General features: G+C 44.7%; 10 protein-coding genes. 1 reads left to right on the plus strand and 9 read right to left on the minus strand.

All coding sequences use genetic code 11. The features are described 5' to 3' along the window. Positions 1–194 precede the first annotated feature (194 nt). The 7 genes from H6G83_RS19025 to H6G83_RS19055 form a co-directional block, all read right to left on the minus strand. Positions 195–1,982 (minus strand): HTTM domain-containing protein, encoded by a 1,788-nt coding sequence (locus H6G83_RS19025; RefSeq protein WP_190475154.1) that lies wholly within the window; start codon positions 1,980–1,982, stop codon positions 195–197. 198 nt (positions 1,983–2,180) lie between these two features. Beyond that, entirely contained in the window at positions 2,181–3,113 is a 933-nt protein-coding gene (locus H6G83_RS19030) for a hypothetical protein (protein WP_190475156.1), read from the minus strand. A gap of 13 nt (positions 3,114–3,126) precedes the next feature. After that, on the minus strand, positions 3,127–4,590 hold the full coding sequence (locus H6G83_RS19035) for an MBOAT family O-acyltransferase (RefSeq protein WP_190475157.1): 1,464 nt from the start codon (positions 4,588–4,590) through the stop codon (positions 3,127–3,129). A 169-nt stretch (positions 4,591–4,759) separates the two neighbouring features. Further along, positions 4,760–5,149, minus strand: a complete 390-nt coding sequence (locus H6G83_RS19040; RefSeq protein WP_190475159.1) for an acyl carrier protein — start codon at positions 5,147–5,149, stop codon at positions 4,760–4,762. Continuing rightward, positions 5,118–6,926 (minus strand): acyl-CoA dehydrogenase, encoded by a 1,809-nt coding sequence (locus H6G83_RS19045; protein ID WP_190475161.1) that lies wholly within the window; start codon positions 6,924–6,926, stop codon positions 5,118–5,120. The genes H6G83_RS19040 and H6G83_RS19045 overlap by 32 nt, the downstream gene beginning before the upstream one ends. 10 nt (positions 6,927–6,936) lie before the next feature. Further along, positions 6,937–8,742 carry a fatty acyl-AMP ligase gene (locus H6G83_RS19050; protein WP_190475162.1) on the minus strand — a complete coding sequence of 602 codons (1,806 nt, stop codon included), beginning with the start codon at positions 8,740–8,742 and terminating at the stop codon, positions 6,937–6,939. A 421-nt stretch (positions 8,743–9,163) separates the two neighbouring features. Continuing rightward, positions 9,164–9,499 (minus strand): hypothetical protein, encoded by a 336-nt coding sequence (locus tag H6G83_RS19055; RefSeq protein WP_190475164.1) that lies wholly within the window; start codon positions 9,497–9,499, stop codon positions 9,164–9,166. A 133-nt stretch (positions 9,500–9,632) separates the two neighbouring features. On the opposite strand from H6G83_RS19055, the gene ygfZ reads away from it, so the two are divergent. Next, on the plus strand, positions 9,633–10,616 hold the full coding sequence (gene ygfZ, locus H6G83_RS19060) for a CAF17-like 4Fe-4S cluster assembly/insertion protein YgfZ (RefSeq protein WP_190475166.1): 984 nt from the start codon (positions 9,633–9,635) through the stop codon (positions 10,614–10,616). Here the strand turns inward: ygfZ and H6G83_RS19065 are convergent. Together H6G83_RS19065 and H6G83_RS19070 are read right to left on the minus strand one after the other, a co-directional pair. Then, complete coding sequence (locus H6G83_RS19065; RefSeq protein ID WP_190475168.1) at positions 10,585–11,841, minus strand: RNA-guided endonuclease InsQ/TnpB family protein; 1,257 nt, start codon at positions 11,839–11,841, stop codon at positions 10,585–10,587. The two genes, ygfZ and H6G83_RS19065, sit on opposite strands and share 32 nt — an antisense overlap. Positions 11,842–12,333: 492 nt before the next feature. Beyond that, positions 12,334–12,669: a rhodanese-like domain-containing protein gene (locus tag H6G83_RS19070; RefSeq protein WP_190475170.1), complete on the minus strand. Its 336-nt coding sequence runs from the start codon at positions 12,667–12,669 to the stop codon at positions 12,334–12,336. Between the last annotated feature and the right edge of the window lie 328 nt (positions 12,670–12,997).

Below are 12,997 nucleotides of genomic sequence, written 5' to 3' on the forward strand. Positions count from 1 at the left end.
TCTGCGTTCATCTGCGTTCAATTTTCCCCAAACCTATTGCCACATTTTAGCCTTGCCACGCTACTACAACTAAATCAAACGATGACTTTTGTAGGGTAAGCATACCTGTTCTAGAAAAACAAAGGACGGGCAAGATGCCCATCCCATAAAACTAACAAAATTATCCGGCAAATATACAGATGGGAATCCTATCATCAAGAACAAGACTGCTGCCAAGTCTGCTTCTTCTCAACAGTTTGCTGTTGACCTGGTGGTACAGTCCGCTCACTCATAAAATAAATATCAAAGCTTTTCAGCCTTTTCCCATCAGTATGTTGAGCATTCCAAGTGCGGCAAACATATTGAGCGTAGAATGGATAAAGCTTTTTACCGATCGCCCGATTCAAGTTGATAAAATAAGTACGCCATTGCATATTCTTGTAAATGGCACTGCGTAAACCCAAGTCTGGTTTATCCCAATTTACCGGACTTCCGCCTCGGAAAATATCAGCTTCCGCCCCATCTTGCAGACGACCGGGAATTACATACCAGCCATCGTCTCTAGGTGGTGCAGGTGCAAAAATACTCCAAGACTGGTCTAGGCGTGTAGCGCGTCCAATGAATTGTGTACTTTGCCAAGCCTTACGTCTGAAAGCATCGGGGGAGTAACTGCTGATATTCCATACGAAAGTATACAACAGCAATACCAGCGCCAGAATATTTAATAACCTGGATGAGCGAATTTGTATTGGTCTGAATTTAAAGGGTTTGGTGAAATTACCAGCAATCCTACGGTTAGAGGCAATTGTCTCATAAAACTTTGTCCCCACTGCCATAACTGGCTTCCAAGTAAGTAGAGGAACAAGAAAGCGAAATACGGGTGAGAGACTGACTATATAAGCAATTCCCGCAAATTTAAAATGTCGATTTCCCCGCCAGTCTTCCACTACCCAGGAATTGTAGGTTTGCATATCGGTATGGATATCTGGGTACTCTTGCGCCATGAGTAAAGGCGTTCCTGGCAAAATCAAGATTGTGCGTAACAGATGCACTACTTTTTTACAAAAACCACAGTCAGCATCGAAGTAAATTGTCAAGCCTTGACGTTCTGCTGTTTCTAAGCGCTTTTGTAACCCATTCCAAAAGGAACTGGGGAGGAAGGCTAACCAACTAAAGATGCTTAAGAAGGGGAAAATACCCAAGTTCAACGTTAAACCAAATCCCGCGTGTAGCAAGATGAATGTAATCACAGCGCACATACGGAAGAAGCTGTTACGGAAGGGGATGAACAGCAGCAAAGGCCCTACCCATTCCCACACCAGGGTAACGTAGGTAAACAGAGTTAAAAGCGGCGGGAAGTTGAGGAGGAAATGACCAAACGGTGTAACGTACTGGTCAAAACTGAGAGAATAGTAAACAGCACTGCCATCAACCCACACCGGACTTTTGGTTTTGAAGGCGGCGGAGAAGATATAGATAAAGCACTGCTGACAAATTAAGGCAAAGGTCGCCCCAGAAACAACTCTTTCGGGTAACTTGCGAGTGGCAGTATTCAGGGCGCTTTCGATGGAGTAGCTAGCACCCAGAGGTAGAAACATTGCCCAAAACATCAGCGCCCGCAACACATCATCGGCGGCGAAAATTAAGGCGGGATTTCGGTTATGCAGGGAGATAAGTAACACCCAAGAGGCAATGGTAGCTATGCGGGTGCGATATCCCACAAGCATCAGTATTGCCATGATAGCAGCCAGCCCAAACAACAGCACCTGAAAGGAGGGTTCCCCACTCAAGGCGTGTAGTGACCAATGCCAAGGTTTGCTGATGTCTTGTAGTAAGGTGCGGGGCATAACGCCTGCATCGGTGTAATGGGCGATGTAGTCACCGAAGCGAATACCTAAATCAGTTAATAGAATTAAGGCTATACCGATGCGAAAAGCTGCTAGCGATCGCAAATCCAGCCCAAATACATCATCCAGCGTTTTTGTCAATAGTTTCTTAACCATATTTAAAAGAGGGGAAAGGGGAAAGGGGAAGGGGGAAAGGGTAAGGGGGAAGGGGAAAAGGGAAAGGGGAAAGGGGAAAGGGGAAAGGGTAAGTAATTATTTCCTCCTCTGCTCCTCTGCTCCTCTGCTCCTCTGCTCCTCTGCTCCCCTGCTCCTCTGCTCCTCTGCTCCTCTGCTCCCTCATCCCCTAACCTGTGGCTAATTACGAACAATATTCAAAGCTTTGAGTTGTTCTACTAACTCGGTGGTACGGGTGCGGCGACCTGATGAGTTGAGATGATAGTGTGTGTCGGCAAATAGACTAGAGTCAGTTTTTACATTCAAACTCTGTTTGTCGTAAAGTACAGGGGCAATTTCCCCTAGCTTTTCAGCAGTTTTACTGATATTACCAAGGGTTTGCTTATCTGTACTGCCATAAATCCAAGAAAGTCCCAAAACTAAGGTTGCGCCTTTGGCTTCTACTTCTTTTTTAAACTGGCGAATACGTTGTAAGGCGTGGGGAGAAACTGGTTCTTTAATTTGCAGTTCCCACCAATCTGATTTGAGGCGCTGTTTGAGTACGGTAGGGTCTCCGTTAGCGGTGATGGGGTCGGAATAATAGCCAGTGAAGCGCCCCTTTTCTACTAAATCTACAGATGACTTGGTAACGCCTTTCAAGGTGGGAATGCCCAACAACATGATATCTTGGGCTAGTTGTTTGGCGGGAACTCCCCCCAGTCCGGGTTTACCAATGGCGACACCAAATTGACCGGAGCGATCGCCAAATCCATCTTTTTGTTGTAAAATTAAATACTCTGGAATTAAAACAACAATATCGCCTTTCTTAATCGCATCGCTAACGCTGGGTAGGATGACATTTAAGCCCACTGGCCCATCGGTTGCCATATTTAGGGTGGGGATGCCTAATTGTTGCTGCATCAATCCTGCATCCACTGTGTAATGCGCCCCAGAACCACCGACAATTAAGATGCGTTGGGGCGCTGTAACTTCACTGGCGATCGCCATTTTCTGTTCATACATTATCCTTAGCCAACTGAGTTCGCCCCCATACCGGGCATTATATATATATCCCACACCCCAAGCTAAAGCGGCGATCGCCAACCAACTGTTAAGCTGTAAAAATTTTTTCATAGCACCAGATAGCTTAGAACTCAAAATAAATAAAGGGCGATGGTGTATTCGCAGCTAGTAACACGGTTAAAGCCAACAACCCCCGCGAAACCCAAGGAGACAGTAACAAGTCATATTCACATTCCCTTTGTTGCCAAACTCCAATGTGTTCCATCAGCAATACAGCCGTGGCTAATACTAGAGTAAATCCCAGGGCGATCGCTTCGTTACCACTAAAGAAGCTCATAGCTTCGCCCAGGTTGCTCAGGGAATATGCCCAAGGATTAAGTATTGTTTGCAACTTCTCTAATAAACGTGGGGTCTTAGTTTCCATAAAGAACAGACATCCCAGGATCACCGAACCAAAGGTTAATGCCCAGGATATAAACTGGGGCATCAGCAAACGTTGCTGTCCAATAAATTTGTAAAAAGGTCGTCCCGCGTAACGTATAATCAGTAACAGCAGTCCGTGGTAAGCTCCCCAGAAAACAAAGTTCCAGGCTGCTCCATGCCAAAATCCTGAAAGAGTGAATGTAATAAATAGATAAAATGGGGCTAAGTTTTTATTCTTACCCATCAAAGGCAAGAAGACATAATCCCGAAACCAAGTGCTAAGAGTAACGTGCCATCTCCGCCAAAACTCGTTAATGCTTTGGGATGTATAAGGAGCCAAAAAGTTAATAGTTAAATTAACACCTACAAATTTTGCTAAACCCAGAGCAATAAAACTGTATCCACCAAAATCAAAGTAAATTTGTAATGTAAATAAAAATGCAAAAAACCAAACCAACCAGGGGTTTTGGGCTTGGTCTAATTTGATATAAGGGGAAATATTATCTGCTAGGACAAACTTCATAAATAGCCCTAGAGACAGCCAACGAAAACCAGTTTCAAAGTTCTCGTAAGTTAATTTAAAGCGGAATGATTCTATTTGGGGAAATAAATCTGCCCGGCGTTCGATGGGGCCTGCAACTACTTGCGGGAAAAAGGAAACGAAGTTAACGTAATCTAATGCTCCAATGGCGCGTTTTTTGCGACTGGTGTAGGAATCAACAACAAATGCTACCATTTGGAAGGTGTAAAAAGATAAACCTGGAGGAATTGAACCCATCCCCGGAATACTTTTTCCTTGCCAGTTGGCGGCTAAACCCGGTACTAATAAACCTAAAACATCCTCTACAAAGAAATTTAGATACTTGAAATAGGCGAGGATCGCAATATCAATAATAACTACAGTTGTGGCGATCGCTTTAGCTTTCCATCCTTCTTGACGCAACATCAACCACACCATCACGTAGTTGAAGATAATTTCGCAGATAAAGATGACAAAGCTAGAACGAGAAGCGTTGACAAATAACAGCAAAGACATTGCCGCTATGCCGACAGTATCAAAGGAATTTCTCCACAGATTCAACGACTTAGCAACATAACGAACTGTAAAATAAGGAATGCTAAATAGTAGCAGTACCCACCAGAAGGAAAACTCGGAAAAGTTCAATTATCCACCCTCATGATAATTAATAATGGCTAATTCGTAATTCGTAATTACAGGCTGAATTACAAATTACCCTTACAGGTTTGGCAGTTCCTCCTTGGGGAAACACCAAGACCGAACTGCCTCACGAATTACGTAGATTTTAGTCTTACCGCAGGGTATTACAAATTACCTAGCTGCCACTAATTTTGTTCCACAGACCGCCCCAAGCTTTTTCTTTGGGGGCTGCTTGGGCTTTTTCGGTAACGGCTACTGGTTGGGTAGTCTCTGTTTGGGCAGGTGTAACACCAACTTCATTCACCAGATAGTTAGCGGCTTTTTCGATGGTGGGGTAGTCCCAAAGTAAGGTGGAGGGCAATTCCGCATCGAGCCAGTCTTCCAATTCACCGACAATAGTAACTGAATCAATGGAGTCTAGTCCGTAGCGGGTCAAGGGTTCAGTGACTTTGATAGTTTGGGCATTGATTCCTAATTGTTTAGCAATCTGATTAACTAACCACCCTTGGATAGTATCAACGGCGTTATTGGTACTAGGCTTGGAGTTGGAGTCTTTGAGTTGCATCGGTTGTAGTCTCTTCTTGCTGAGATTGTGCTAATTGGAAAGGAACGATAGAAAACATCCGATTGTTGTTGTACAACCGGACTAACTCTTGGGCAACTGCCCCGTCGTCGAGCCGCGCTGGCAATGCTTTGGCAGGGCGGAAGGTGAGCAGCAGTTTGCGGAGGCTAACAGCCAACCACTCACCACTAGCAAAGAAGTCTCCTAAATGATGGCGGTTGTATAGCCACATATATACACAGCTAGCAGCCGCGTGTAGGACGCAGTATTGTTTTGCCATGTCGAAAACTTCCGGTGCTTGCTCATGCCCAAACTGGAAGGTAGACTCTGTAATCTGATGATCAAGAATCTGCAACTCTTCCTGTACCATCTGGGTCAGTTGGATAATTTGCTGCAACACCTCACTATTGAGGTGGGAGTCTGTTTGTAAATCAGATAGGGATGTCAGCGCTAGTTCTAGTCCTTGCAGCACATCGTCTCCACCCCGGTTGACTAGTTCCAGTTTCTTCCCATCAAAAGCGGGTAGGGGCTGGGTTAAATCAAAGGTGGCGAACAGACGTGCCTGTAAGGTTTCTTGGTTGCGTCCCGCGTTTCTGGCGCGGGACTTGGTTAGCTGACGTAGTTGCAGCAACAGGGCATGGAGGTTAACTACAGTGCTGCCATCAAACATACTGATGATGGCATTATCCCGCAGTACTTTTTGGAAAATGCCCCAATCGTGTTCTTCACGCATATAGAAGCGTGAACCCAAAACGACGGAGACATTCTGCACGACTGTTTCTAGGGTGGTGGTGACGAAGTATTTCACCACTGCTGACCAGACGCTGATTTGCTCTGGCATGGTGTTAAAGCCACGTGCCACACCAATAGTTGCACAGTCACAAATCAGGATATCTAGAAACGCATCTGTGAGAGTGCGCTTGGGTTGGGGCATATCAAATACAGTTTTACCGTATAGTTGCCTTCCCAAAGCAAATTTGAGGGTAGTTCTTAGGGCGGTATCTGCCGCCCCTTGGGAAAAGGCGGCACAGAGGGCGCGGGTGATTTGGAAGCCTTTGAGGGCGAGTTCTAGTCCTGCACCTTCTGCGCCTATGCGCATAGATTCGGGGATGAAGCAGTTCTCAAAGCGGATACCGCTCATATCCGAACCGCGAACGCCGTGGGTGTAAATTTTGGGGAGGTGGGTGTAGTTGGCGGGGTCGATTTTACTCTTTTCCACCATGAATAGGGACAGGCTACGCGCACCCCCTGCTTCATCGGTTTTCGCTAAGACGAAGGAAACGCCGGAGATGGTAGCACGGTTAATCGGCCATTTTTCGCCGTTGAGGATGTAGCCACCAGGGACTTTTGTGGCACGGACATCACTAGCTAGCAAATCGCTACCGTGGGCTTTTTCGGAATAGGCGAGGCACATTGCCCCGTTGGCATCCTTCATGAAGCTCGCCAAGGTGCGCTTCTGCTCGTCTGTACCTGCCATCCATGTCAGGTATGACCAGAACATGGTGGTAAAGGCGATCGCACTTGTTTGATCCCGGCGGGAAAGTACCCTCACAAAGGCGATAAACTCATCAAAGGAGGTAAATTCACCACCACAATCTGTAGGAATGTAGTAGTGTTGGAGTTTCCAGTTGTAGAGCCAGTTGATAATCTCATGGGGAAACTCTTCTTGTTCGTCTAGGTCGATGACCTGTTTGAACGACATCATACTATCTGGTTGACTGGGGTCGCCCAAGTCCTTTTCTAATGCTTGGGCGATCCAATATTGCTTGAGTGGCTGCATAATTTCCTCCTTAGTGAGCAACTTGCACCTTTTCCAGCAAGGAATCTACTTCCCCTTGTACGCGCCGATAACTGGCTGTATATTTGGGGTTTTCGCTCCAATCGGCTAAAACTTCCAACTCACCAGCCAGGAAGCTGGCTTTGCAAGCCCGTCGCTGAATCTTGCCACTGGAGGTTTTCAGGACATTACCGGGCTTGACAAGTACCACAGCATATGCTTGGAGTTCGTGAATTTCGGCGATCGCTTGTTTAATATTGCACAACACCTCATCGGGGTCAAACTCTTCTGGGTTGCGTTTGACTTCCTGAACAACCACCAGTTGTTCTACTCCATCCACATCTATAGAGAAGGCTGCACCGTAGTCTGGGCGTAGGGCTGGGTGAATTTGCTGCACAGTCCATTCTAAGTCTTGGGGATAATGGTTAGTACCCCGGATGATAATCAAATCTTTAATCCGTCCGGTGATGAATAACTCCCCATTTCTCATAAAGCCCAAGTCACCTGTTCGCAGGAAGGGGCCTTCATTTGTATCGGCAATTCTAGCGCGGAAAGTACTTTCACTTTCTTGGGGGCGTTGCCAATAACCACCCGCCACACTAGGGTCTGCTACCCATACCTCACCCACTTCATCAGGCGCACAACGTTTTAAGGTATCTGGGTTGACAATTGCCACTTGCGTCTGACAAACTAGGCGACCGCATCCAGGGATAGCCCTGACTCCATCATGCCAGTGAGTGGCTTCCACAATTTTGTTCTGTTCAATTTGCGATTTTTCCACCAAGCAGAGAACAGGCGCTGTATTTCTAGGGCTTGTGGAAACCAACAGCGTATTTTCTGCCAACCCATAAGCAGGTGCAAAGGTTTCCCACTTGAACCCACAGGGGGCAAACTTCTCGAAAAACTCTTCCAAAACTCTGGGGTTAATTGGTTCTGCGGCGTTCCCGGCTGCTACCCAACTACTCAGATCCAGGGTAGCCAGTTGTGCATCACTGACGCGGCGAATACATTGCTCGTAGGCAAAGTTGGGTGCTTGGCTATGAGTACCACGATAGCGGGAAATTGCTTGTAACCAGCGTACAGGCTGTTTAACAAAGGACATGGGGGACATAACGTAGCAGGGATGTCCGTTGTAGATGGGTACTGTCAGCCCTTCTACTAGTCCGTAATCATGGAAATATGGCATCCAAGTGATGGAAACGCTATCAGCATCATAACCACAGGCTTGTTGTAGATAGGCGCAGTGGTGCATGATGTTGTGGTGGCTAATCATCACACCTTTGGGTGTGGATGTGGAGCCTGAAGTGTACTGTAAATATGCCAGGGTTTCGGGAGTAATTTGCGGGTCTTGCCATTGGTCTGCTAGTTCTAGGTCGATGTCTTCACTAGCAAACCAGGTCATTTCCTCAAATTCGGGAAAGTCTAACTTGGCTGCTTGCAGAACAGTCAATAGGTGCTGAGTGGTGAAGACAAATTTAGCATTCGCATCCTTGACAATTGCCCGTAGCCGTGGTAAAGCGCGTTTCAATCTGCCTGCATCAGGGGGAGGTGCTGGGATGGCGATGACTCCACCGTACAGACTTCCCAGAAATGCTGCCATCACATCTAATCCCTGTGGGTAAAGCAGCAAAGCACGTTCACCTTGAGCATGATGTTTTTGTAGTAATGCACCAATGGCACGGGCTAGACGATCCAGTTCTTGGTATGTTAACTGGTGTCCTTCTGTTTTCCCGTCAACGAGGAACGTATAGGCGAGCTTGTCCGGCTCGTGATTAGCACGATCGCGTAGTAGTTCAACCAGGGTAGAGACGTTTGTCATTGGCAACTTCTAGGATAGTTAGGCGGTGAGTCAATGGGTGCTTCCGAACATACCCTGGAAACTAGGGCATCAGATATCTGACTTTTGGCGGATGCGTCGCTTCAGATATGAGCTATCCAGGGATTTTTCTTACTTGTTAATTCAGTAATCTTGACACAATCGCTCTACTTAGGGGAAGATTTTACAGGTATTTTTACTAAAAAAATAAATTTACATGGAAGAAACACCCATCCAATTATGTATCCTTTTGTTACCAAAAGTCTTGATTTAATCAGCTTTCAACATACCCCTGATGATGTAGCGCACAAGAGGGATTATAAATTTATTATGAAAATTATTATACTCTGCGTAATCTCGTGGTGAGGTTATGAGGGGGAGTTAAACGCAGAGGGACGCTGAGAATGGGATAGTCCTGTTGAGGTTAGGCGTTTTGAGAAATATGTTGTGGGCGGAAGTAGCGTTTGTAAAGGATGACGGTGACGAGGTTGGTTAGCAAACAGGTGATGGCTAATGCTAACAAGATATATGTGGGTAGCATGACTACGCCGATGATAAACCATGTATATACATGATAAATCATGACGGTGGCAAAAATACTGGCGAGGCTGACGCTCTGCCAAATTTGCTGTGTGGGGCGACCTAGTACAGCCAAGATAATTGTGAACAATGTAGTGAGTAGATTGGCTGGTACAAGGAAGGCACAAATACCAATACAGTTGGCACGGGAAAATTCAGCTAAAGTTGAAAAATCGAGCATTAATTTTTTGGGGTGAATGTTAGCATTTAATTGACTAAATATGTTTTGCGATATGTCAACATAACTTAGGATATATCTAAAGCAATTACTTCTAGATTTATTTAACATAATTTAAATTTAAAGCTTGACTATCATGCCAACATCTGCAATTGACAGTAAAGACGCAGCCGCTATCCAAGCTGCAACAGCAGAAGTTGCTGTATGCGATCGCTCACTTTGGGGACGCATCCGGGTTGGGGATGATGACCGTCTGCGGTTTTTACACAATCAAAGTACCAATGATTTCCAAAAGCTGAAGTCAGGACAGGGCTGTGATACGGTGATGGTGACATCTACAGCTCGGACTATAGATTTGGTAAGCGCGTATGTTCTGGATGATGCGGTGCTGCTGTTAGTTTCACCTAGTCGGCGGGAATTGCTGTTGCAATGGCTAGACCGCTACATCTTCTTTGCTGATCAGGTGCAGTTAACTGATGTGACGGATGAAACGGCTACTTTTAGTCTTATTGGCCCTGGTAGTGATGCAGTAGTGGAAAAGTTGGGTGCTGGGGCAATTGTTGGTCAAGCATACGGTAATCACATTACCATCGATGACGGTGCGATCGTTGCAGTGGGTAGTGGTTTGGCTTCCCCTGGATATACCTTGATTTTGCCAGTAGCGCAAAAGCAGCAGGTGTGGCAAAAAATTATAGAATTAGGGGTGGTAGAATTGAGCGATCGCGCCTGGGATACCTTACGCATCTTACAAGGAAGACCAGCGCCAGATGCGGAATTAACAGATGATTACAATCCCTTGGAAGTGGGATTATGGCAGACTATTTCTTTTAACAAGGGTTGTTATATTGGGCAAGAAACTATCGCCAGATTAAATACTTATAAAGGAGTCAAACAATATCTTTGGGGTATTCGCCTCAATGCTCCAGCCGCAGTTGGTGATACTATTAGTATTGGTGAAGAAAAAGTCGGTAAACTCACCAGTTACACAGAAACTCCCGATGGTTATTTCGGACTGGGATATATTCGCAGCAAAGCTGGGGGTGTAGGCTTAAAAGTGCAGGTGGGAGACAGCGAGGGAGAAATAGTCGTCATTCCCTTTGTTTCTCATGAATATCCGTGATGTACTCCACACACTCCCCTTTCAGGGTGAGTGTGGGCTTCTCAATGACTCCTACTCCGGACATTAATTGAGCTTTAAGACCGTGCGTCCCACGGTTCTTTATGTTTATAGCAGCATTTAAATCCCGGCAAATAATTGTGTGGCAAACAGAACAATTATGTATTCTCTGGGATAGCGGCTTTTTAACTTTGTGACCACATCTAGAACATTCTTGGCTAGTACCGTTTGGATTTACAGATATTACCTTCAATCCAGCATTTTCGGCTTTGATTGAAAGTATGTTTACAAACTGTCTCCATCCAGCATCATTAATACTTTTAGCCAGTCTTGTTTTAGCTAGTCCTTTGATATTCAACTTTTCAACAGCTACAACATCATACTTATCAAGCAGTGATTTAGCTGTTTTCCAGTGAAAATCTCTACGGGTATCAGCAACTTTTTTATGCTGTTTACCTAGTTTCTGGATAGCTTTTCTACGTCGATTAGAGCCTTTTTTACGTCTAGATACTCTACGCTGTGCTGACTTTAATTTACGTTCAGCTTTGCGTAAATACTTTGGTGCGGCAATTCTAGCTCCGTCAGAGGCTACATAAAAATCAATTAAGCCAACGTCAATACCAACAATATTATCAGGATGGAAATCAGGCTTAACAGTTGGCACTGTTTTGTCATCAAGGCTGAGGGTGACATAATAACCATCCGCTTTCTTGGTAACGGATACAGTTTTTATGTCAAATCCATCGGGTATTGGTCTATGGACAATTACTTTCACTTCTCCAATTTTTGACAGTGTGATTTTATTGTTAACAAAGTGGTGCTGTTTAAATTGGGTGTAAGTAAAAGTTTTATATTGCTCTTTACCTTTGAATCTAGGTTTACCAGACTTTTTCCCATTAACATCGCCTTTTAACCACCTATCAAAAGCCAATTCAACTTTTTTAGGAACTTCCTGTAGCACCTGTGAGTGAATCTCTTTATACCAAGGTCTGCCTACCTTTAGTTGAACTAGAGAGGCTTTTTGATTGTAGTAATTGGGTTGCTCCTTTAATTCTGGTAAATGACAAATTAACGGACATCTATCAACAGGGCAGCGATTTTGCTCATACCAGTCAAATCTTTGAGCCAGCAGATAATTATACTGACAACACAGCATTTCTAGAGTTTTATCTATCTTTTCTGCTTGTTCTCTATTTGGTTTAATTTTGTACTGGTATGATGTCTTCACTGCTTTATCCTTAGTTTCGACCTGTTTATATATTTACATAAATGTAACAACATTGTGCTGGCATTTAGGAAAAATAGAACATTGAATTTAAGGATATCTGAGCGCAGATTGAATAAACTACGGTTATACGCAAGTCAGAATCACAAAACTATGACTCATATAATTGAAGATTTTCTAGACTCGCTCAAAGTTAAAAATGATGATTCCTGATCGACCCCACTCCCTAATCAACAGTAGCGGTTGATAGTCGTCGGAGGTCAATTCGTCATCACCCCACCATTCATCCCACGCTGCACTATCGTGTCAGACCTGGGGCTTTTGTTGGTTCAAGCTAAAAAACTGTACTGCACATTGTGCAGTACAAGAGAGGATAATGCAACTAAACAATTCAAACCGATATATAGCAGTAGCTACATGGGTTAGGACATGGATGAATCATAAAGTCTTTATAGCAAGGCGCTTCCCTTGTCTGTACCCTGTCCCCTGCTATATCTAAGCTGCGACTCCTTCTGTAGGGCCACCGACGTTTTTCCAAGCAGCCAAACCACCTGGAATTACTGCTACATCAGCAAAGCCAGAGTCTTTCAATAGTTGTACTGCATGGGTAGCTTGTTCATCACTTGTCCCATAGATATAGATATGACGTTCTTTGTGTAGAGAAGTTTTAGCCTTTTGGGCTAATTCTTCCACGGGGATTTGAATTGCACCTGTGATGTGACCGTGATTGTATGTGTGGCGATCGCGCACATCAACAATTGTAAACCCAGGCTGACCCCACTCTAAACGCAGCTTTAAATCGTGTGCATCATTGACTAAATTGCTACTCATAAGCATTTTCCCGCTTACAACCTCATCAGCAATTTAGCAAAAATATTGTTGAGATCGGTTTTTCTTTAGAATTTATCAAATATTGGTTAGTTGACAGGTGACAGGTGACAGGTGACAGTTGACAGGTGACAGTTGACAGTTGACAGTTTTTATCGTAATTCCGAGGGTTAAAGACCCCTACGTCTGTACGTAGCAAATTTTCAGTTCGGGTTTAAATCCCCAACTGTTCGCGTAGCGTGCCGTAGGCAAAATGTCTTTAATGCGCGAATTTTGAATTTTGAATTGTTATTCTCGCCTGCTCCTCTGCTGCGGTTGGTGAATCTCGACT

The organism is Anabaena azotica FACHB-119, from assembly GCF_014697625.1.
Lineage (GTDB): Bacteria > Cyanobacteriota > Cyanobacteriia > Cyanobacteriales > Nostocaceae > Trichormus > Trichormus azoticus_A.

Bases quoted from the DNA above. Each gene is read 5' to 3' on its own strand.
- H6G83_RS19025 (WP_190475154.1), bottom strand. From the start codon at position 1,982: ATGGTTAAGAAACTATTGACAAAAACGCTGGATGATGTATTTGGGCTG.
- H6G83_RS19045 (WP_190475161.1), bottom strand. From the start codon at position 6,926: ATGCAGCCACTCAAGCAATATTGGATCGCCCAAGCATTAGAAAAGGAC.
- H6G83_RS19055 (WP_190475164.1), bottom strand. From the start codon at position 9,499: ATGCTCGATTTTTCAACTTTAGCTGAATTTTCCCGTGCCAACTGTATT.
- H6G83_RS19040 (WP_190475159.1), bottom strand. From the start codon at position 5,149: ATGCAACTCAAAGACTCCAACTCCAAGCCTAGTACCAATAACGCCGTT.
- ygfZ (WP_190475166.1), top strand. From the start codon at position 9,633: ATGCCAACATCTGCAATTGACAGTAAAGACGCAGCCGCTATCCAAGCT.
- H6G83_RS19030 (WP_190475156.1), bottom strand. From the start codon at position 3,113: ATGAAAAAATTTTTACAGCTTAACAGTTGGTTGGCGATCGCCGCTTTA.
- H6G83_RS19070 (WP_190475170.1), bottom strand. From the start codon at position 12,669: ATGAGTAGCAATTTAGTCAATGATGCACACGATTTAAAGCTGCGTTTA.
- H6G83_RS19050 (WP_190475162.1), bottom strand. From the start codon at position 8,742: ATGACAAACGTCTCTACCCTGGTTGAACTACTACGCGATCGTGCTAAT.